Genomic DNA, 21,345 nt, shown 5'->3' with positions numbered 1-21,345 from the left:
TCAGTGGCATGAACCCCATGCGCTGTCTCAAATGGATGCTCCCCCTCTGGCTGCTGTGCCAAGCAGGCTTGGCCCTGGCCGATTGGGAAGCGGTGGATGAAAACCACTTGGCGGTGGTCTACATCGACCCCGACAAAATCAGGGCCAGCAGTGTCTACCCGCAAGCTTGGCATTTGTTCGATCTGTTCGACAAAACCAAAGCCGGTGTGAAATCCCGCTTGGTCTTGATGGAGTACGACTGCCACGATGCGCGACGCCGCACTTTGGCCTTTGCCTCGAAGTCTGAGCCCATGGGCGAAGGCAAGACCCTGTTCACCAGCACACAATCCACGCCTTGGAAACCCGTTGCCGGTGAAACCGTGGGTGAAAAAGTGATTGAAAAGTTGTGCGACGGTCCCAAGCAAATCATCAAGGAACCGAAGAAGAAGAAGAGCCACAGCGCTAGCAAAGAAGCTGCCAAAGGCGCAAGCGAAGCAGCTGGCGCGCCTGCGGATAAATAAACAAGGAACCCCATGCAAGTCACCAAACACACGGACGATTTCGCCACAGCACCCCAGCTGGAACCCCAACACATGGCCGCTATCGCCGCCCATGGTTTCACCACCGTCATCAACAACCGCCCCGACATGGAAGGCGGACCTGATCAGCCCACCTCGGCCCAAATGCAAACCGCTGCAGAAGCAGCCGGTTTGAGCTACCACTACCTGCCTGTGGTGAGTGGCGCCATCACGCCCGAGCAAGTCGTGCAAATGGCTTCATTGGTGGAATCTGCCAACGGTCCGGTGTTGGCGTTTTGCCGCAGTGGTGCGCGTTCCACCCAGCTGTGGTCGCTGGGTCTTCAGTGAATCCAAGGCCTCAAGTTTGCTGCCTCTGAGGGCTCAGACCTTGGCGCTGAGTTTGCGTGAATTGATCGGGTCGCGAAACACCAAGGGTTGCACCTTCACCCGTTGCGCATCGGGCACTTGCGCATAAGCCACCGCCTCTTCCACCAAATGATGGTGCGCTGATTTGTCGCAGACCGGGTCGGCATTGGCGGCGTCGCCGGTCAACATCAAGGCTTGGCATCGGCAACCGCCCAAGTCTTTTTCTTTCTCGGGGCAACTCACACACGGCTCTTTCATCCAAGCGTCACCACGGTAATGGTTGAACGCATGAGATTCATACCAAATCTCTTTGACACTGGAAGTTTTGACGTTGGGAAACTCCAAATGTTTGATCAGCTTGGCGGTGTGGCAGGGCAACGCCGAGCCGTCTGGCGTGATGGTCAAGAAAATATTGCCCCAGCCGTTCATGCATTTCTTAGGTCGGGTTTCGTAATAGTCGGGCACGACGAAGAAAATTTTGAGTTTGTCGCCCAGCTTGGCGCGGTATTCATTCGTCACCCGTTCAGCACGTTCCAGCTGTTCGCGGCTGGGCATCAAGCCATCGCGGTTGAGTTGTGCCCATGAATAATATTGGCTGTTGGCGAGTTCCAAATACTCGGCACCCAAGTCCACCGCCAATTCAATGATCTTGTCGATGTAATCGATGTTCAAGCGATGAATCACACAGTTCAACACCATCGGCCAGCCGTTGCTTTGAATGAGTTCAGCAGCGCGCTGCTTCAAGGCAAAGGTTTTGGTGTGGGACAAAAAATCATTCAACTCGCGGGTGGAGTCTTGGAATGAAAGCTGCACATGGTCCAAACCAGCTTCTTTCAAAGCCTTGGCACGTTCCGGTGTGAAACCAATGCCCGAGGTGAGCAAGTTGGTGTAAAAACCCAGCCGATGCGCTTCGGCCACCAGCAGCTCCAAGTCGTCACGCACCAAAGGCTCGCCACCCGAAAAACCGCACTGCACACTGCCAGCGGCACGTGCATCGCGCAACACCTTGAACCATTCTTCGGTGCTGAGTTCAGCGCCGCTTTGCGTGTAATCCACCGGGTTGTAGCAAAACACACAATGCAGCGGGCAGCTGTAGGTGATTTCAGCCAACAACCACAAGGGCGGGCCCACCGTGGGTGGGGTCGGCATGGTTTGCAAGCCAGCGTTGAGGGTGGTTTCGCTCATGCTTTCACCCAACCTTGTTGGCCTGCTATTTCTAAAAAGGCCAAGACATCGGCTTGCAAGCCGGTGGTGCCGAAATCGGTTTCCAAGTCGGAGATCACGGTTTGAACAGTTTTTTCACCATTCAAGCGGCGCATGATTTCACCCGCACTGCCATTCAACTTGACCATGCCTTCGGGGTACAGCAAGACCCAACACTGTTGAACTTCTTCCCACTGCAAACGGAACATGCTGGCCACGCTGGGCGTGCTGTTCAAAATGTCGTCGACGTCATTCATGCCTTGGGCCCTGTGATTTCAATTTGACATTGGTCCAGCATGATGGCGTCAGCCAGCGCCCACAACACATTCAATTTGAATTGCAAGATGTCCAAGGCCCGCTCTTGCAACGCCCGAGTTTGACTGAAATATTTCAAGGTGAATGTGAGGCCATGCGCGACATCTCGTCGTGCTTGGGTCAGGCGGTTTTTAAAGTACTGCAAGCCCGTGGGGTCCACCCAAGGGTATTGCTCGGGCCAGGTGTCAATGCGCTGCTGATGAATGTGCGGTGCAAACAATTCAGTGAGACTCGACGCCACAGCTTCTTGCCAAGGCTGCTGGCGGGCGAAGTTCACATAGGCATCCACCGCAAACCGACTCGCTGGTGCCACAAACCGAAGTGATGTGACATCGTCCCGGCTCAAACCCACGGCTTGGCCCAAATGAATCCACGCCTCGATGCCGCCCTCGTCTTGAATGCCACCCATGTTGATGCCGTCATGGTCCAGGATGCGCAGAATCCACTCGCGTCGAATCTCGCGGTCATTGCAGTTGGACAAAATGGCCGCGTCTTTGAGGGGGATGGAAATTTGGTAGTAAAAACGGTTGGCCACCCAGCCGCGCAATTGCGCAGCATTGAGTTTGCCCTGCGCCATCATCACGTGAAACGGATGGTTGATGTGGTAACTGCTGCTTTTGCCACGCAACAAGGTTTCAAACTCTTCGGCGCTCCAAGGCTCGCGGGTGTCCACAAAAGCTTCGTTCATCAGGTTGTTCACAGCGTGATCTCCATGCCGTCAAATGCCACCTCGATGCCGTGCTCGGTCAAGGTTTGGCGTTGCGGGCTTTGCGCATCCAAAATCGGGTTGGTGTTGTTGATGTGGATGAGTATTTTGCGCACATGGTTGGGCAATTTGTCCAGCCATTCGATCATGCCGTCTGCGCCGCTTTGCGGCAGGTGACCCATGGAGCGCGATGTTTTTTTCGATGCGCCCAAGGCGATCATTTCGTCATCGGTCCAGAGCGTGCCGTCGACCAGCACACAGTCACTGGCTTGCATCGCGGCCCACACATGGGGCTCCATCTGACCCAAGCCGGGCGCATAAAACAGTTTTTTGCCCGTGGCATTGTCCGTCGCAGACAGACCCACGTTGTCACCGGGTTGCGGCTTGTCACGGTGCGGTGAATACGGCGGCGCGTTGCTAAGCAATGGCAGCACTGCAAACGCCAGGCCATCAAGACCGTTGATGGCAAAGTTGTCTTCTAGGGACAGTGCCTGCCAATCAATGCCGCAATAGTGCTCGAGCACTTTGAACAAGGGGTTGCCACTGGTCAAGTCTTCGCGCACCAACGGGTGGCAATACAAGGGCAAGCGTTGACGGTGCTCTCGCAGCATGAGCAAACCGGTGGTGTGGTCAATTTGCGCGTCCATCAGCATGACAGCGGCAATGCCTGTATCGCGCAAGGCCCGAGCGGGTTGCAAACCAGGAAAGGCCTTGATTTGCTGCAATACATCGGGGGACGCATTCACCAGCAGCCAGTCTGTGCTGTTGGCGCTGATGGCGATGGAAGATTGTGTACGGGGGAGATGGTGCGGGCTGCCAGCGCGCACTGCGCTGCATTGGGGGCAGTTGCAATTCCACTGTGGGAAACCACCGCCAGCGGCCGAGCCAAGCACATGTATTTTCAAAATAAAGCCGCTATCTCACTCAAAAAGAAAAAAGTCTGCCAGGTTGCCCTGACAGACCGGCTGATTTCAGCGGTTCGCGATGTACATGGTGATTTCGAAACCAAAACGCATGTCGCTAGCTGCAGGTGTTTGCCATTTCATGGTGTATCTCCAAAAGTATGCCGCTTGTTGCGGTGAGTCGTGTACAGAACCATTCCGAACACAGGTATGAACTGTGCCTTGAAGGTGCAGGCTGCACCATCGGTAGGACTTGGAATTGAGCCTCATGAAATTCTGTATAAAGGCCTAGGGTTTCCCCCTTCGGTTCACTGCCGACAGGTCATGAACAACAAAACGAATAGGATTAAAGCATGTCCGCAGACCTTGCCCCTGCTTTGTATCCGCCCATCGAACCCTATCAACACGGCTTTTTGCCTGCGTTGGACGGCCACCGTGTTTATTTTGAGCAATGTGGCCACCCCAGTGGTTTGCCGGTGGTGTTTTTGCATGGCGGACCAGGCAGTGGTTGCTCGGCCAAGCACCGGCAGCTCTTCAACCCTGTCCATACCCGCACAGTGCTGTTCGACCAACGTGGATGTGGTCGAAGCACGGCAGACAATCCACTAACGCACAACCACACGCAGGCTTTGATTCAAGACATTGAGCGACTGCGATTGCAATTGAAGATTGAACAGTGGTTGGTGGTTGGTGGCTCCTGGGGCGCAGGTTTGGGTTTGGCGTATGCCAGTGCGCATCCCAACGCTTGTCTGGGGCTGGTGTTGCGCGGTGTTTTTCTCTCACGCCAATCTGACCTGGATTGGTTTTTTCAAGACGCGCAATCGGTGATGCCAGACGCTTGGGCCGCGATGGCAGCGCTGGTGCCCAGTCCACAGCGCCATGCCATTGCTAGCTTCATGTATGAGCAGATTCAACATGCCGAAGAGGCTGTTGCCATGCCCTTGGCGCAGGCTTGGCAAGCATGGGAAAACGCACTCACAAACCGAAGCTTTGTGGCGAACGATGCGCCTGCTTTGAGCGCCGCAGACGCCCAAGCCCTGTTGCGAAAATACCGTTTGCAAAGCCATTACTTGAAGCACCATTGTTTTTTTCCTGAACCAGGCTTGTTGTCAGAAATGGGGCCTTTGCAATCCATGCCGGTGCATTTGCTGCACGGTCGACTGGATTGGATTTGCCGACCCGAAGCCGCTTGGGCAGTGCACCAGGTTTTGCCACACAGTCAACTTCAATGGATTGACAACGCAGGTCACAACGCGTTTGAACCCGAAATGACCACGGCCTTGTTGCAAACCATTGCAGCAGCCACCCAAGCCCACCTTTGAACCATGTCTTTACGCCTGCAAATCAATCTGATCATCGGCATTTTGTTGGCCACGTTTGCATCCTTGCTGATTGGCTTGCATTTGCGCGATACGCGTCAAAGCGTGCGAGATGAAATGGATGGCGCCAGTGTGGTGGCCACGCAATTGCTCTCCAGGGTACAGGCCAACACCAACAGTGCCAGTTTGGAAGACATGACGCGTTTTTTGGCCTCCGTCGGTCGCATTCGTGCGCATGAAATCGAGCTGCTCAATGATGCTGGCGAAGCGATCTACCAATCACCACCACCCACCTACAAAGCAGGCCGAGATGCACCCCAGTGGTACAGCCAAATCGTCAAACCATTGGTCATGATCCGCGAGATTCAATTGCCCCAAGGACGCGTTTTGCTGCGACCTGATCCGTCCCGTGCGGTGCTTGATGGCTGGGATGCCTTTGTGCCATTGCTGGTGATCGTCATCTTGGGCTTTGTGCTGGGCAATGGTTTAGTCTATGTTTTGGTGGGCCGCAGCTTGAAGCCTATTCAACAAGTGGTGCAGGGCTTGCATGACATCAGCGCTGGTGGTTATGACACCCGCCTGCCAGCCATGCGGGGCCAAGAAGCCCGGTTGATGGGTCAAGCCTTTAACAACATGGCGCAGTCTGTACAAGAAGGTATTGCAGCGCGTGAGAAAGCGAAAGAAGCCACCCAGGCACTGGCGCAAAACCGCGAACTGACCCAAGTCATTCAAGCCCGGATTGAAGAAGTGCGTGGCCATATTGCCCGCGAATTGCATGATGAATTGGGCCAGCAAGTCACCGCCATCAAGAGTGTGGGCTTGGCAATTGCCCACCGTGCCAAAGGCGTGGACCCGCAAATTGAATCGTCGGCCCAGATGGTGGTGCAATGTGCAGATGCGATTTACGAGGAAGTGCATCAATTGGTCAGTCAATTGCGACCGCTGGCGCTGGACCGGTTTGGCTTGCAAGACGCCTTGCAAGATTTGCTGGAAGACGCCCGCAGAAGACATCCCCAAGTGAAAATCTTGTTGCACGTTCAAGCCAATTTGGAAAATCTAGCGGGTGATCTGGCCACAGCCACCTACCGCATCATGCAAGAGTCCCTCACCAACGCCTTGCGACACGCCCAAGCCAGCCTGATCGACATGCAGGTTGAAATCTTGGATGAGCATTTGCATTTAGATGTGCGGGATAACGGTGTGGGACCGCACCCCGATTGGCAAGCCTCAGGACACTTTGGTGTGATTGGCATGCACGAACGCGCCCAAGGTTTGGGGGGCAGTTTGCTTTTTGAATTGTTGCAACCCTCTGGTGTGCGCGTACATGCGGTCTTGCCGCTCAAGCACAATAGAAGCCATGGCTAAATTGAAACTGTTCTTGGTGGATGACCACGCCGTGGTGCGCGGCGGCTTCAAAGTGCTGCTGCAAACATGGGCCGATGTTGAAGTGGTCGGAGAAGCCGCCAGTGGTGAAGAGGCTATTCAGCAATACGAAGCCTTGCAACCGGACGTGGTCGTCATGGACATTGCCATGGGCGGCATGGGCGGGATTGAAGCCATCAAGCGATTGGTGGCCAAAGATCCCAAGGTGCGGATTTTGTCTTTGTCCGCGCATGAGGACACCAGTTACTCCAAGCGTGCTTTGCAGGCTGGAGCGCTGGGCTACTTGTCCAAGCGCACCGCACCCGAGATCTTGATTGACGCCATCCGGTTGGTGGCCCAGCACAAACGCTTCATTGATCCTGCCATTGCGCAGCGCATGGCCATGCAAGACTTGGAAGGTGATGACAACCCCTTGGAAAAACTTTCGCCGCGGGAGTTTGAAGTGTTTGTGCAATTGGCCAAAGGACAGTCGGTGCTGCAGATTTCAGAAACCTTGAACCTGTCTTCTTCGACGGTGGGAACCCACCTTTACAAACTAAAGCAAAAGTTGCAACTAGCCAATCAATCTGAAATCACATTGCTGGCGATGCGTCATGGTTTGTTGGATGCTGGCAACCCTTGAATCTTGGCGGCCACGCAAATCTCATAAGATCTCAACATAACTAGGAGTAACACATGAAAAAACTTTTGACGCTCGCATCCTTGGCATTGTTGACATCCACCGTCTTTGCGGCCGAAGCTGGCAAATCTGAAACCGGTGTGGATTACAACGAACTCAGCGCTTCTTACGTGTCCATGGATTCAACCGTTGGAACAACCACCACCACTTTCACTGGGTATGGTCTTGCAGCCACTTATCTTTTGTCAGAAAACTTCTTTGTTTTGGGTTCCTACACCAGTGTTGAAAAATCAACCACCACCATTGCTTATACATCTGGCTCCGTGGGCTACCGCTTGCCAATCGCTGCCAACACCGATGCAGTGGCCACGATTGGCTACAGTTATGTGGATTTAGGCACAACTCATGAAGACACCTACCCCATGAGCTTGGGCGTTCGTGCGGCAGTCACGCCTGATGTTGATCTGGGTGCTGATCTGATTTACGTTGAGCAGAAAGACGCGCAAAGCGGTTTTGGAGCCAGCATCAAATACAAAATCAACAGCAACTTGTTCGTCCGTGGCGACTACAAGTCGTTGACTGATTCCAGTCAGTACTCTGTTGGTGTTGGCATCAAGTTCTAAACCACCAACCGCCTCAGCCCATCTGCACCTGAGGCGGCACCAAGGGCGCAGTCACTTTGACATGCACAATGTGATTGGCGTCTGAGGTCAAGCTGATGCGTCCATGGTGCAAATGGATGATCTCAATGCACAAACTCAGTCCCAGGCCATGCCCATCCACATGGCGAGTATGGGCTGAGTCTCCTCGGTAAAACCTTTCAAAAGCACGTCCTGACAAATCTTGCACCACCTCATGGGTGGGGTTGGAGATCGTGAGCTCTAAGTTACCGTCATGTGCATGGAGTTGGCAATCGATCCAGCCACTGGGCAGGTTGTAATTGACCGCATTGACACACAAATTTTGAATGAGTTGGCGAATCAGTTGCGCATCGCAGCGCCAAACCACTTGCGCTTGGATGTTGGAAGTGATCGTCAAGTCAGATTGAAACAAACGGGCATCTTTCACCATTTGGTTGAGCAGTTCACTGATATTCACATCGCTCATGTCCAATTTGATGCTATCGGCATCAGCACGCGACAACAACAACAGCTTTTCCGTGATGTCGATCAAGCGCTCAATTTCTTCGCCCATCAAACGCAGCCGAATTTGTGCCTCCGAGCCCGCAGGCAATTCGGCAATGCCCAATTCCACATGGCCGCGCAAAATCGTCAGAGGCGTTCGCAACTCATGGGATGCATCTGCAGAAAACCGATGGGACTGCAAAAAACTGTTGTGCAGTCTGCCACGCAAATCCTCAAACACATTCGTGAACGCCTCAAACTCTTGGTAATCGGCATCCACTTGCAGGGGTTCGTTCAAGTTTTTAGACGACAGCTTTTGCAAGGTTTTTTGGATGTCGTTCACAGGCTTGAGCAGCACCACCGTCATCAACCATCCCACTATCAGCGTCATCAACACAATCACGGGTGCCACAAACTGCATCACCCAGTTGCGGATGTTCCAAATTTCAACAACAAGACGCTGAATCACCTCTTCTTGCAACATCAACACATGGCCGGAAGAAGTCTGTCGAACGGCTGACCACGCCTGCTGGTTCACCGTGGTTTGGATGCTGGCAAAACCAGTAACTTCATCGGCTGCAAAGTCAGCCCACTTCAAAGTCGGATCGACGATGTGTGCGCACAATAAGGCTTCAGCCGATTGGGCATTGGCCTGATGAACATCGCAAACCACGTAGCGTTCTGGCCAAGATTCAATGGAGGAATCTGTGCGGGCCTGATCAGCGCATGATCGAAAAGCGTCTTCTTCAGCAGGTAAATGCATGCATTGCTGCAAAACCTTGGCCATGCCCACAAGCACACGGTCATGAACATACCTGCTGGCAATGTGTTGACTGAACATGCGATTCAACAGCGTGACTGCCGCTATACAAAGCACAAAAATAACCATCAACCTCAGGCGAAACGACTTCTTCAAGCGAGGCTTTCAGTGCTGATTCGATAGCCCACGCCACGAATGGCCTGCAAGGGAAAAGACTGCGTAAGGTTTTTGTCCGTCACCAATTTTTTTCGAATGCGCTGCACACACACATCCACCACATTGGTGTTCGGATCGAAGCTGAAATTCCATACATGCTGCAAGATTTGTTTGCGCGAAAAGATATAGCCCGGCGAGCGCATCAAGTAGTCCAACAGCATGAACTCGCGCTGACTCAATCCCGTGCTTTGATCCATCCACTGCACTTGTCGGGTGACACGGTTGAGGGTGACGCCCGCTACCGACACGACATTGTCATTGCGCCCAGGTTGGCGCCCCAGCAAGGCCCGAATGCGTGCAATCAGTTCTTCAATGAAAAAAGGCTTGGCCAAATAGTCGTTGGCCCCCATGTCAAAACCAAGCAGACGATCTGGCAAGTCAGCCTTTGCGCTGAGCACAATGATCGGTGTGGTGATGCCGGTGGTCCGGGCTTGGCGAAGGAGTTCGTAGCCGTCCATGCCCGGCAACATGATGTCCAGTACCACCAAATGGTGCTGGGCCAGCAGAACGCTTTGCAAGCCTTCTAAGCCGTTGTCAATGGAGTCGACATGCATGCCTGCGGCTTGCAGGCCTTCGATGACAAAGGATGCAATCTTGGGTTCATCTTCAATCAGCAAAATACGCATGCTTGGATGCCCTGAATGCATGGTTTGGCGGAAGCGGTGAGATTCGAACTCACGAACCCTTGCGGGTTGCCGGTTTTCAAGACCGGTGCAATCGACCACTCTGCCACGCTTCCATGTCCGTGTGGGTCTTAACCAGGCCAATTCTACCTGCCATTAATTGCTATTTCATCAGCAAGCAGAGATCGTCAACTCACTGCATCAGATAGCGTCATTTCAAGATTGTTAGAACCGCCAAGCTCGTTTTAGGGCTTGCATGCGAGCAGCACCCTCTGGATTGATTGAATTGACTCGCAAGGCCCGACGCACAAAAGCAATCAGGACACCGGCAAACAATCCCGCTAAAGCAGCCACCATGACAATCAAAGTTCTGTTGGGCTTGGATTTTTGTTCTGGCGGCATCGCAGGATCAACTTGCTGGATCAACGGTCCTTCTTTGGCCTCATCAATTCGAGCCATTTCAAATTGTCGAATCAGCGCTTCTAATTTGGCTTCTTGGACCTTGATTTCTCTGTAACTTTGAATAGCCAACTGCTGGATTGGGCTGCTGAGTGCAGCACGGCCCTCGCCGTTTTCAAGCTTGAACAGCTGGGAACGCATCGCAGCTAATTCACTGCTTGTTTTCTGCATTTCAGGGTTTTGACCCGTGACAAAGCGGCTCATGGCCTGGATTTGCACTTCTTTGGCTGCAATTTGGGCCCGCAATTCTGCACTGGCTCGGACACCACTCTCAGCCAAGACAGCAGTCACCTGCATCCCTGATTTTTGTTTGGCCTCGCGGAATACGGATTCGGCATTGATCAACTCTTGTTGCACTTTCTTGATTTCTTGATCAAAGAAAACGCGCCTTTGTTGAGCTTCAGTAACAGCCAACTTGGTGAGTAAAAGTCGCAATTCTTCAACGTGCAAATTCGCCAACTGGGCTGCAAAAGCAGGTTCGCGATCATCTGCCTCGATGGATAAAAGACCAGATTTTTTATCCGCTGACAATTTCATGGCTGATTTAAGTTGCTGGCGCGTGCTTGCCATGGTTTTTGTTGCATATCGCGCTTGTAGTTGCAACTTGGCAATCACTGAATTTTGTAAAGTTTCACTGCCCATCAACGCAATGTACATTTCATCGGGGCTTTTGATACCCGCGGCTCCACCAGCCATGCCAGCCAAGGCACCTAAACTGGCCAGGGCTGATGCAGCGCTACTTTGGCTTTGCTGAGGCGGCATCACCAGCGTTTTTGCTGTAAAAACCGGTTGCATCGTCAATACAACGCCAATGGCCGCCAATGTCGTGAATAACGGAACCAAGAAAAGACTCAGCTTCTCCTCGCCAAGTGCGATCAACAAGTCAATCAAGCTGATTTCGTCATCATCTGATACGATGCTTTGAGTAGGGGAAAGTGATTCACTCATGGCATCAGTTTCTGAGAGTTTTGAAGGCTGCGGCACCAAGACCCAGTTGATAAAGAACCTGCGTGTAATCCTTGGCATTTCGAACGATGGTGTTCCAGGTGGATTCTTTATTGACTTTTTCAGGAACAACGATGGTGTCGCCAGGCATGACCACGGTAGAAAATATTTTGTTGTCTCGCCAGAACTTTTCTTCGTTACTCAGTGCAGATCCATCTGCTCTGACCAAGATGATGTTCTCCATGTCACCACCGGAGCTGACGCCCGATAACTTCAGATAGCTCCCTACAGTCTGACCTTTGTTGTACAAAAGAGCAGACTCGGTATTCACAGAACCTATGACATAGACAAAGTCGGGTTTTGATGGAATCAAAAGACGATCAAAGGGTTGCAGGCTGATGTTTGGAAGCTTTGAAAGCTGATTGGTTTCGGTTGCGGGATGAGACAGCGCAATCCTACCTGAAGGCTGAAGCTCTTTTAGTCGTTTGATGGTCTGCAACTGCTCCTCTTTGGCAATGGCCAAGCGAGCTTGCAATGTGGCTGCATCCAATGTGCCCCCAGCATTTTGAGCCAAACTGGTCAGGTTGGATTGGCTTTCATTTTCAATGCGGGTAATCAGTCTTGCCAAATTGGCCTTTTGGGACTTTTGCACTTCTTCACGGGTAAATTCAGCACCAAATAAATAAGCATTGGAAGTCAGTCCACCTGCACGCGAAATAAGCTCTGCCAAGTTGTCACCAGGGCTGACTGAATAAATCCCTGCACGGTTCACTTCACCCTCAATCAACACATTGACCCTGCGCTTTGATAGAGGCAGTCGAACATCGGACGCAGAAAAAACAGTCACAACATCGCCAGGTTTCAAAGTCAGATTGTCTGGTCCTTCGAGATTGTCAAGCGCAGCAGCAAGGTTGAATGACAACATCTCGACGCTGACAGTGGACTGATTGGTTCTCTCCACCAATGCGTAGTCAAAATTAATTTCTTCGACCAATCGACGAATACTTTCAGTAAGCGTTTTGTCCTTTGATAAAGCGCTGTTATCGTATGCACGATTATCATCTGCACGATTACCATCTGCACGATTACCATCTGCACGATTACCATCTGCACGATTACCATCTGCACGATTACCATCTGCACGATTACCATCTGCACGATTACCATCTGCACGATTACCATCTGCACGATTCATCCCCAGCCGAATGGCCAGTTCTGCATCGGCAATATCTGCATCAACCAAGTCTTTGGGTAATTTTGTCTTGTCTCTTTGCGCCCGCTCAAGCTCGAAATTGTCAAAAAGAAGTTGATTTTTACGACGTAAATTATCTGAGCTACCCAATACCTCTCGACTGGGTATCAAGTCACGAATTCGCATCCCTTCAAACCAAGGAATTGTTTTAGGTTTAGTCACTGCACCACGCAAGGTCACCGAATTGGCAATCCGAGGAACAAGCGCATCAACCGTTATCAAATCACCGTTTTGAAGTTTGGTGCTTAAACCTTGCGCATCCATGGTCAACTCGATCAGTCGACGAGGCTGATTGCTCAACGGGTCAAGCCTTTGAAGGTTGATTTTCCTGGGGTCGGCAACCGCAGGCAGTCCAGCCGCATAAACCAACAATTGACCCAAATTCTCCGATGGAGATTTAAGCTCATACACAGCAGGCATGTTCACGGTGCCACTGATGGCCACATAAGCAACGGCGGGAGGAATGACGATGATGTCACCATCTAAAAGCTTGATGTCAGAAGTTGTATTGCCTTGAGATAGAAAAGAATACAGATCCAAACTTGTGACGACTTGGTTGTCTCGTTTGAGTTGAATATTGCGCATCGAACCCACCAAGCCAGGGCCGCCAGTTGCAAACAAAGCACTCACTAAAGTGGATTGACTACTGAGGGTGTAGTTGCCAGGACGCCTGGCCTGGCCCACAACATAAATATGGATATTCCTAAGCTGCCCCATGGTGAGGCTGATTTCAAAGTTTTTATACAGCTTTCGAAGGTGAGAATCTATGATTTTTTCAGCATGAGAAAACTTGACTCCAGCCAAGCCGATACTGCCTACTTTGGGTAAATTGATTTGACCTGATTTATCAATCACTGCACGAACATCAATATCCAATGAACCCCATCCTCTGATCACCAGTTCGTCGCCAGTACCCAAAATATAGCCAGGATTGACAGGCGTGTTTTCTGAAGCAGAAAAAGCAGGGGGCGATACTGTGGGATTGAATAATTGCTTGGTTTGGTTGACATTGTCAAAAAATTCTCTGCCATAAATTGGCAAAGATTGACCAGAATTTTGCAAAACAAAACGCTGAAAATCATTGGCTGGAAGCGGGCTGAATTCGTAGGCAGGTATGGTTTGGGTTTGCGCTCTGTTTTCTACCGATCGCAAAACATTGGGAGAATTGGGCAAGCCCATGGCACCTAGATTTGCACCGTTGGTGCCTGTACCCATAGAACCAGTGTTGGGAAGTTGTGTAGATGGCAAGTTTTGCGCCAAAAGGCCAAAAGACACGAGTGCTAAAGTAGAGCAAACTAAAAGTTTATGCAATTTCTTTGAATTTTTCATCGAAGTATCTAATTCCAATTGATCTGAATACCATTGTTACTTTCATCGGCAGGTCATAATGACAACAACGTTGGTTGCAATGAAGTAGGTTACTCTTATGAATTATGACAGCATCATCACGACGTCCTTCATGGGACCATTGGTTTCGGCACTTCTTTTGCTGTGTGCCATCCCAGCCCAGTCGGCGGACATGGCAACCACGACAGAAAACAGTGTAGGCGTTTCGCTCTCTGCTTACAACTATGAAGAACCTGGCTACATGTCCCTCAAAGCCACGACTGCCGGAATTGAATACGCTGGAACCTACGCCTTCAAAACAGAATGGCCTGAGCAAGACATGCTTTGGTTCATCCACGGCGACTTGCGCTATGCCAATGGGGCAGCTGACTATCAAAGTCCGATCAGTGGTTCTATCAGTGACACCATCAATTGGTATGCAGAGGGACGCTTGCTGCTAGGCAAGGACTTTGCCTTTTCTAACTTTGTGTTGGCTCCATATGTTGGTGTAGGTCTTCGCCACTCGCACAACGACTTGCGTCGCCATCCAAGGGGCTACAGACGGGACACGAGTTACGTCAGCATCCCGGTGGGCGTGACCCATAAAACCAAGATGCCTGATCTGTATGTGCTGTCAACCACAGTTGAGTACATCCATTTGTTGCAAGGTTTACACAAAGCGAAAATGTCGGATTTCAATGCCACCGTTGGAGATCTCAGCATGAAGCAGAAAACTGGACATGGTTTCAGGCTGTCCACAATGGCGCGTTTTGGCAACATATCCTTTGGTCCAAGCCTTTCATACTGGAAAGTTGCTGACTCAAATATTGATAAAGGTTTCATTGAACCCATGAACAAAACTTATGAAGTAGGCATAAAAGCTAATTATCATTTTTAAGTCAATATTTTATTATTCAATAAATTTCCCAACTTTTAGTTTGTTGTATTTTTATAATTCTTTGCAATCTATCCAAAATGCATTACAGTAGACTCGTTCCAACAACTTTTTCGGGCCAACTCGCTATGAAACTTTCCAAACTTTCCATTATTCTTGCCACTGTCGTCTTTGCTTCTGCTCAAGTGCATGCCAACGAAGGCGCTGGTGCCAATGCAGCCACTGGCTCTGCTGTCGGCGGTGTCTCCACAGGCGTAGTGGTTGCAGCCGTTGCCGGCATTGCAGTTGTTGCCGCCCTGACAAGTGGCGACAGCGGAACTGCTGAAGTTGCCGGAACTGCCAAAACTGCTTCTGAGAACTCTGCTGCAGCGGCCGCTTCCGCTGCTGTCGGAGCTACACAAGCTGCTGCTGCCAATGCCCAGCAAGAGCTTGCCCTGGCAGAAGTTAAGGCTCTTGTTGAAGGTAACGTCACTTTGACTGATGCCTATAATGCCGCTTTTGCCGCTATCGAAATTGCAAAGAACTCGGCAGCAGAGGCTAAGGTTGCAGCCGCCAACCTGGCTGCTGCCAATAAGCTCGGCGTATCTGCCGCGGTTTGTGCTGCCGCCACCACATGTACCAAAGCCGAACTGGCCAACCTCTCATACAAAGCAGCCTACTCAGCCAAGTTGGCAGCTGAACATGCGCTTTATGCGCACAAACTTTTGCTTGACTTGAGAGCGGCACTCGTTACATTCAATATAGCCATTCCTGCTAATTTTGATACAGCAATTGCAAGGTCATACACTGCCGCTTTGGCTTCCCAAACTGCCGCAAATGAAGCTATCGTGAGCTATCGCGCTACATTGACTGCCCTTGGCATCACTGGAACAAGCATCGCTACTTCATCCGGCACCACTGGGACTTCTGGCACAACAGGCTCTATCAAGTTCTGAGCAGCCGACAATTCACTATAAGCCGTAAAAAAACCCGGGGCACCTGCCCCGGTTTTTTTTTGAACTCTTGAATCGGTGTGCTTCAGATCCCCATGCGAATAGTTGTTTTCATCTTGCTTGGTTTGGCCATGACAGCGTGTGGACACACGCCAGTCACATTGACCCTTTCTGATGCTTTGGGCATGGGCCAGCAAGTAGACGCCACCCCTCTCAATCCCAAGCTTCGGTATCTGCGCGTGACTGTCAAAGGCAGAGTCATTTTGTTGGTGCTTGGATACAAAGAGCCCCATGACTTGGGTCCCATCGAGACTTGGTACAGTGCTGAAGGAGAAGTGCTTCGCATGCAAAACGGTCGCATCCTGTCCACCACGGGGCTGGAAGTTGACTGGCGCGCGGTCCGGCACAAAGAACAGCCTTCATGGGCGCATTTGCTTGAGCACAACAGCCTTCAATTCAAGCGAGAAATCGATGAAATGCCAGGGTATCGGTTTGGTATTCAACAAAAGCTGTCGCTCGACCAAATCCCCACGCCAAACAATGCCCTGTTAAAAGGTTTGCCGCCCTCTGATTTACGGTGGTTTGAGGAAAAAGTACTTGATCAAAACCATGGTCTGCCATCAGCTCGGTATGGACTGCAAATGAAAGATGGCCTACCCTCAGTGGTTTATGCCGACCAATGTCTGTCCAAAGATTTTTGTTTCACATGGCAAATTTGGCCTCTCACACCATGACTTGGAAACTGATTGCCATTTGTTGTAGCGCGCTCGCATGCCTTCCTTTGGGTATTCAAGCGCAGACCAATACGTCCCCCGCTGGCCCTTTGATGGCGCAACCTGTCAATGGAGAGCGTCTCAGTGATTGGCTTTTGCGTCAGACACCCCATGCGCTTCATTACGCGCCGGCCACCGCCTGGATGGTTCCTCAGGAATTAGAGCCGCAAAGCTTGGTCAAACAGTCTTTGCTAGAGGAAATAGCGCTGCTGAAAGCCGCTAAGGTTGCCATCAGCGCCAGTTTCATCAACGCCGTCGAATCCTTGCCTGTCACCGGTCGTGTCAAGCTTGATCAGTCGGACCCACGCTGGCTTCAAGCGCATCCCAAGAAAGACCCGATTTTGGCTGCAGATCATGCCGTGTCTGTGCCCCTTCGCCCTTCAACGGTGAGTGTCATCTACCCAAATGGCACTCGTTGCACCATGGCCCATCAAAGTGGTGCACAAACCAAAAACTATTTGAGCGCGTGTGATTTGAAGAATTGGCATTTGATTGATCAGGCGTGGGTGATTCAAGCTGATGGCAATGTGCAGCGTTTTGAAGTGGCGTCTTGGAACGAAAACGCCCAGGCTGAACCTGCGCCGGGCGCTTTAATTTGGGCACCCTACAGAGACAGTGGTTGGTCCGAGGCAGCAACGCATTTTCTGACGAGCTTTCTCTCCACTCAAAATTACGATCAAACTCTTTCTGCTTTTGAGACTGCAACGCCCAATAGCGGCATTCAAATGACACCTGGCGTGCCAGCCCGCGACCCCATGTTGAGTGCCAACAATTGGGGCGTCATTGGCTTGCTTGAGACCCCCAGCGCGCGCATGGCGGAGCCTGGAGAAGCGCGCTTCAATTACAACCGAATCTACCCCTACGATCGCAGCAATGTTTTTTTGCAGCCTTTTGAATGGTTAGAAGCTGGCTTTCGCTACACCAACATCCTCAACCGACTGTATGGTCCTGCCGAGCTTTCTGGCGACCAGACTTACAAAGATAAAAGCATCGACCTCAAAGTCAGACTGTGGCCAGAGAGCGCTTACCTGCCCCAGCTTGCCGTCGGATTTGTGGATCTGGGCGGCACAGGTCTGTTTTCCAGCGAATACCTGGTCGCAGGCAAGCGACATGGCGATTTTGACTTGAGCGCCGGTATGGCATGGGGCTATTTGGGATCAAGTGGCAACATCACCAATCCCCTGACCAAGTTGAGTCCAAAATTCAACACGCGTGGTGCCTATGTCTCTACTGGCGGCACACCGAATACTGCCGCCTATTTCCGAGGCCCAACGGCTCTCTTTGGTGGGCTGCAATATCACACGCCTTGGGATAAATGGGTTGTCAAATTGGAGTACGACGGTAACGACTATCAACATGAACCGCAGGCTAATAACCGGGTTCAAAAAACACCTTTCAACCTTGGGCTTACTTACCAGCTATACCCCAGTACCCAGCTTTCTTTGGGGGTTGAGCGCGGCAATGCGGTGGTTTTTGGCTTGACGCTGCACACCTCGGTTGCTCAAATGGCGGCACCCAAAGTATCGGACCCGCCCGCCCCCAAAATCAACGCTCAGCCGATGTACAAAAAATTGGACATACCGCTGGAGTGGACGACGACAGCTGCTGACGTCAGGGATATGAGTGGCTGGGGCGTTCAACGTATTTACCGCCAAAATACAACCCTTCGTATTCTTCTTGAAGGAACTTCCGGCGCGCATTGGAACGATCGCATTGAGAGAATCATTGCTGTACTCAATCGGGATGCGCCAACGGAGATTGATTCTTTTGAATTGAGTATCGTTGAGCAAGGTTTGGGCTTGAGCGAGCGCATCATCAACAGGCGTGAATGGGTCACGCAGCAATCGCAGTTTTTGCCACCCTCGCAGAGAACTGATCCTTTGCTGGCACAGCCACCCCTGAAGTCAACAGATTCAACTTATGATTTGATTTGGGAGCAGACGCCCTCCATGTTTGGTTTTGCCGTGGTTCCCAGTTGGCAGCAAAACATCGGCGGCCCGGACGGGTTTCTCCTGTTTAGCGCTGGTGTTGCTTTCCCGATGCAACTCAGACTCACAGAAAATCTGTTCATCTCTGGCGCCTTGAGTCTTCACCTGCTGGACAACTACGACAACTTCAAATACACAGGGCCGAGTAATTTACCCCGCGTTAGAACCTACCTGCGTGAGTACATGACGGCGTCTGATGTCAACATTCCTAATTTACAAATCACCCACTTTGGTCAAATTCATGACAACCATTTTTACAGTCTCTATGCTGGCTATTTAGAAACCAGCTACGGCGGGTTGGGGGCAGAGTGGCTCTATCGCCCTTGGCACAGCCCCTTGGCATTTGGTGTTGACGTCAATCGTGTACAGCAGCGAGATTTTGATCAACTTTTTGGTTTCAACGATGTCGCAGAACAAACTGGATACCGTGTCACAACTGGACATGCAACGGCCTATTGGGACACAGGTTGGCAATCGACGCATTTGCGTTTGAATGTGGGTCGTTATCTGGCGGGTGATATTGGTGCCACGATTGACTTCAGCAAATACTTTGACAACGGCGTGTCTTTGGGTGCTTGGGTTACCAAAACCAATGTGTCCGCTGAAAAATTTGGTGAAGGCAGTTTTGACAAGGGCATGTATCTTCGAATACCGTTTGACGTCATGACCACGACCCGCAGTGGAAGTGTGGCCAATTTGGTCTACCAGCCCCTGACCAGGGACGGTGGTGCGCGCTTGAACCGCAGTTTCTCTTTGATCAGTGCCACCTCTGCCCGAAGTGAGCGAGATACGGGATTTGCCCCAGCCAACCCTTTTGGCTTACCACGATAGGGTCATATGCAATTTTGTTTTAACTACCTAAGAATGATTATGAAGAATCACAAAGACGCTTTAGATTTTTCTTAATTCAACTGGTTTTTAAAAAAAGCGCTTGTAAATCGCTTAGAAAGTCAAATCCGCGCTCGGTGGGCTTGATGCGCTGCAAGTCACGTTCAAGCCAGCCTTGCTGCTGCGCTTGCTGCAAGGCAGACTCGATGGCCGACAAGGGCAAGCCGGTGCGGTCGGCAAACCAAGCCAAGTCAAAGCCCTCTTTCAAGCGCAATGCATTCAGCATGAACTCAAAAGGCAGCTCAGCGCGACCGACCTCGTTGCTTTGCGCCACAGCGGCGTGCGATAGAGCACGTTCCATATAGAGCTTGGGCTCACGGTGACGCACCATGCGCAAGATGCGGTGCGGGAAACTGATCTTGCTGTGGGCACCTGCACCAAGCCCTACATAGTCACCAAACTGCCAATAGTTGGTGTTATGCCAACACCGATGCCCAAGCTTTGCAAAGGCTGACACTTCATAGCGTTGCAAACCATGTGCGGCGGTTTGTGCGGTGATGACATCCAACATGTCGTAGGCATCATCCTCTTCGGGCAAATCGCTGGGCGTGTGTTTGGCAAAGTAGGTGTTGGGCTCAATCGTCAAGTGGTAAATGGATAAATGCGGTGGCTTCAAGGCCAAAGCAGTGCCCAAGTCTTGCTGCAACTGCGCCATGCTTTGCCCGGGCAGCGCATACATCAAGTCGATATTGAAAGTGTCAAACGCCAAAGCAGCCTCTTGCACAGCGGCATGGGCCTGGTCAGCGTCATGCACCCGGCCCAAGGCCTGCAAATGGGTGTTGTTGAAACTTTGCACACCCACGGACAACCGCGTGATACCCGCTGCACGAAACGCATGAAACCGGTCTTTCTCAAACGTACCTGGGTTGGCTTCCATGGTGATTTCGCAGTCGGGCACGAGTGGCAAGCGCGCCCGCAAATCACTCACCAACCTTGCAATCCCAGCAGCAGAAAACAAACTGGGTGTGCCGCCGCCAATGAAGATGCTGTGCACTGGGCGCCCCCAAATCAGGGGCAGGCTGTGTTCCAAATCGGCACACAGCGCATCCAAGTAGGCGGTTTCAGGCAGGGCTTGCGCATCCGCTTGAATGGGGATGGTGGAACTGTTGCGCCACTCGTGCGAGTTGAAATCGCAATAGGGACATTTCTTCAAGCACCAAGGCAGGTGCACATAAACCGACAAGGGTGGCAAGGCAGGCAAATTCAGGGTGCCGGGGCGCATCAGTTGCGCCAGATCCAAGCTCATGCCAGCCAACGCTCGCGCATCAGGTCGCGCATCAACCGCGAGGATTGACCGCGGTGGCTGAGGCTGTTTTTCTTATCCTCGGTCATCTGTGCAAAAGTTTGTCCCTCAGAAGGGATGAACATCACAGGATCAAACCCAAAGCCGTTGGTGCCCAGGGGTTCATGGGTGATGTCACCCACCACACGGCCCACGGCGATGAGTGGCTCGGGGTCTTGTGCATAACGCACCGCTACCAAGGTGCTCACCATGGCTGCTCTGCGGTTGGTCTGGTTCGCCATTTGTTCCAGTAGCGCTTTGCGGTTGTTTTCGTCGCTTTTGAGGTAGCCAAACTGGGTGCAATAAAACGCCGTTTGCACACCCGGCAAACCATTGAAGGCGTCCACGCACAAACCAGCGTCATCGGCCAATGCTGGCAAGCCGCTGTGGTGACTGGCATGACGCGCTTTGGCCAGGGCGTTTTCCACGAAGGTGAAAAACGGCTCTTCCGCCTCCGCGATGTTCAACGCAGCTTGGGGAATCAACAGCAAGCCCAAAGGGGCAAACATGGCCTGCAGCTCAAGCAACTTGCCTTGGTTGTTGGACGCCAACACAATTTCTTTCACGGCAGT

At 51.7% G+C, this 21,345-nt stretch carries 21 protein-coding genes and 1 tRNA gene; 10 read left to right on the top strand and 12 right to left on the bottom strand.

Annotated elements, in window-relative coordinates; genetic code table 11:
* The first annotated feature begins 8 nt into the window (after positions 1–8).
* Together AC8GFP_RS02320 and AC8GFP_RS02315 are read left to right on the top strand one after the other, a co-directional pair.
* On the top strand, positions 9–500 hold the full coding sequence (locus AC8GFP_RS02320) for a surface-adhesin E family protein (RefSeq protein ID WP_506609841.1): 492 nt from the start codon (positions 9–11) through the stop codon (positions 498–500).
* A gap of 12 nt (positions 501–512) precedes the next feature.
* Complete coding sequence (locus AC8GFP_RS02315; RefSeq protein ID WP_506609840.1) at positions 513–845, top strand: protein tyrosine phosphatase family protein; 333 nt, start codon at positions 513–515, stop codon at positions 843–845.
* Positions 846–878: 33 nt separating this feature from the next.
* Here AC8GFP_RS02315 and pqqE read toward each other — a convergent pair whose 3' ends face one another.
* The 5 genes from pqqE to pqqA form a co-directional block, all read right to left on the bottom strand.
* Positions 879–2,048, bottom strand: a complete 1,170-nt coding sequence (pqqE, locus tag AC8GFP_RS02310; protein ID WP_506609838.1) for a pyrroloquinoline quinone biosynthesis protein PqqE — start codon at positions 2,046–2,048, stop codon at positions 879–881.
* Positions 2,045–2,323 (bottom strand): pyrroloquinoline quinone biosynthesis peptide chaperone PqqD, encoded by a 279-nt coding sequence (gene pqqD, locus AC8GFP_RS02305; RefSeq protein ID WP_506609836.1) that lies wholly within the window; start codon positions 2,321–2,323, stop codon positions 2,045–2,047. The genes pqqE and pqqD overlap by 4 nt, the downstream gene beginning before the upstream one ends.
* A complete protein-coding gene (gene pqqC, locus AC8GFP_RS02300; RefSeq protein WP_506610521.1) occupies positions 2,320–3,069 on the bottom strand; it encodes a pyrroloquinoline-quinone synthase PqqC in 750 nt (249 codons plus the stop codon). The genes pqqD and pqqC overlap by 4 nt, the downstream gene beginning before the upstream one ends.
* A gap of 8 nt (positions 3,070–3,077) precedes the next feature.
* Complete coding sequence (gene pqqB, locus AC8GFP_RS02295; protein ID WP_506609834.1) at positions 3,078–3,992, bottom strand: pyrroloquinoline quinone biosynthesis protein PqqB; 915 nt, start codon at positions 3,990–3,992, stop codon at positions 3,078–3,080.
* Positions 3,993–4,058: 66 nt separating this feature from the next.
* Entirely contained in the window at positions 4,059–4,133 is a 75-nt protein-coding gene (gene pqqA, locus AC8GFP_RS02290) for a pyrroloquinoline quinone precursor peptide PqqA (RefSeq protein ID WP_506610519.1), read from the bottom strand.
* 209 nt (positions 4,134–4,342) lie between these two features.
* Here pqqA and pip point away from each other — a divergent pair, with 209 nt between their 5' ends.
* From pip to AC8GFP_RS02270, 4 genes are read left to right on the top strand one after another with little or no spacing between them, the layout of a single operon-like run.
* Entirely contained in the window at positions 4,343–5,311 is a 969-nt protein-coding gene (gene pip / locus AC8GFP_RS02285; RefSeq protein ID WP_506609832.1) for a prolyl aminopeptidase, read from the top strand.
* Between the two features lie 3 nt (positions 5,312–5,314).
* Complete coding sequence (locus AC8GFP_RS02280) at positions 5,315–6,673, top strand: histidine kinase (RefSeq protein WP_506609830.1); 1,359 nt, start codon at positions 5,315–5,317, stop codon at positions 6,671–6,673.
* Positions 6,666–7,313 (top strand): response regulator, encoded by a 648-nt coding sequence (locus AC8GFP_RS02275; RefSeq protein WP_506609828.1) that lies wholly within the window; start codon positions 6,666–6,668, stop codon positions 7,311–7,313. Before AC8GFP_RS02280 ends, AC8GFP_RS02275 begins: the two co-directional genes overlap by 8 nt.
* A gap of 53 nt (positions 7,314–7,366) precedes the next feature.
* Complete coding sequence (locus tag AC8GFP_RS02270) at positions 7,367–7,933, top strand: outer membrane beta-barrel protein (RefSeq protein WP_506609826.1); 567 nt, start codon at positions 7,367–7,369, stop codon at positions 7,931–7,933.
* A gap of 13 nt (positions 7,934–7,946) precedes the next feature.
* On the opposite strand, the gene AC8GFP_RS02265 is transcribed toward AC8GFP_RS02270, so the two are convergent.
* From AC8GFP_RS02265 to AC8GFP_RS02245, 5 genes are all read right to left on the bottom strand, one after another.
* Positions 7,947–9,275, bottom strand: a complete 1,329-nt coding sequence (locus tag AC8GFP_RS02265) for a sensor histidine kinase (protein WP_506609824.1) — start codon at positions 9,273–9,275, stop codon at positions 7,947–7,949.
* A gap of 71 nt (positions 9,276–9,346) precedes the next feature.
* Positions 9,347–10,036 (bottom strand): response regulator transcription factor, encoded by a 690-nt coding sequence (locus AC8GFP_RS02260; RefSeq protein WP_506609822.1) that lies wholly within the window; start codon positions 10,034–10,036, stop codon positions 9,347–9,349.
* 25 nt (positions 10,037–10,061) lie between these two features.
* Positions 10,062–10,149 (bottom strand) — tRNA-Ser (locus AC8GFP_RS02255).
* A 109-nt stretch (positions 10,150–10,258) separates the two neighbouring features.
* Positions 10,259–11,440, bottom strand: a complete 1,182-nt coding sequence (locus AC8GFP_RS02250; protein WP_506609820.1) for a Wzz/FepE/Etk N-terminal domain-containing protein — start codon at positions 11,438–11,440, stop codon at positions 10,259–10,261.
* 4 nt (positions 11,441–11,444) lie between these two features.
* The gene (locus AC8GFP_RS02245; RefSeq protein ID WP_506609818.1) at positions 11,445–14,018 is read right to left on the bottom strand and encodes a polysaccharide biosynthesis/export family protein; all 2,574 of its coding nucleotides are present in this window, start codon (positions 14,016–14,018) and stop codon (positions 11,445–11,447) included.
* A gap of 97 nt (positions 14,019–14,115) precedes the next feature.
* Between AC8GFP_RS02245 and AC8GFP_RS02240 the strand changes: the two genes are divergently transcribed.
* The 4 genes from AC8GFP_RS02240 to AC8GFP_RS02225 all read left to right on the top strand — a co-directional run bounded on the left by AC8GFP_RS02240 (position 14,116) and on the right by AC8GFP_RS02225 (position 19,434).
* On the top strand, positions 14,116–14,913 hold the full coding sequence (locus tag AC8GFP_RS02240; RefSeq protein WP_506609816.1) for an outer membrane beta-barrel protein: 798 nt from the start codon (positions 14,116–14,118) through the stop codon (positions 14,911–14,913).
* A 125-nt stretch (positions 14,914–15,038) separates the two neighbouring features.
* Positions 15,039–15,845, top strand: coding sequence for a hypothetical protein (locus AC8GFP_RS02235; protein ID WP_506609814.1), 807 nt, complete (start codon positions 15,039–15,041; stop codon positions 15,843–15,845).
* Between the two features lie 92 nt (positions 15,846–15,937).
* Positions 15,938–16,576 carry a YjbF family lipoprotein gene (locus AC8GFP_RS02230; protein WP_506609813.1) on the top strand — a complete coding sequence of 213 codons (639 nt, stop codon included), beginning with the start codon at positions 15,938–15,940 and terminating at the stop codon, positions 16,574–16,576.
* The gene (locus AC8GFP_RS02225) at positions 16,573–19,434 is read left to right on the top strand and encodes a YjbH domain-containing protein (protein WP_506609811.1); all 2,862 of its coding nucleotides are present in this window, start codon (positions 16,573–16,575) and stop codon (positions 19,432–19,434) included. Before AC8GFP_RS02230 ends, AC8GFP_RS02225 begins: the two co-directional genes overlap by 4 nt.
* A gap of 76 nt (positions 19,435–19,510) precedes the next feature.
* Here AC8GFP_RS02225 and hemW read toward each other — a convergent pair whose 3' ends face one another.
* Entirely contained in the window at positions 19,511–20,737 is a 1,227-nt protein-coding gene (gene hemW, locus AC8GFP_RS02220; RefSeq protein WP_506609809.1) for a radical SAM family heme chaperone HemW, read from the bottom strand.
* Entirely contained in the window at positions 20,734–21,339 is a 606-nt protein-coding gene (gene rdgB / locus AC8GFP_RS02215) for an RdgB/HAM1 family non-canonical purine NTP pyrophosphatase (RefSeq protein ID WP_506609807.1), read from the bottom strand. The genes hemW and rdgB overlap by 4 nt, the downstream gene beginning before the upstream one ends.
* Positions 21,340–21,345: the final 6 nt, after the last annotated feature.

The organism is Limnohabitans simekii (SeqCode) (genome assembly GCF_965234735.1).
Classification (GTDB): domain Bacteria; phylum Pseudomonadota; class Gammaproteobacteria; order Burkholderiales; family Burkholderiaceae_C; genus Limnohabitans; species Limnohabitans simekii.
The sequence above is the reverse complement of the archived record's forward strand: the minus strand, read 5'-3'. Positions and strand labels throughout refer to the sequence as shown.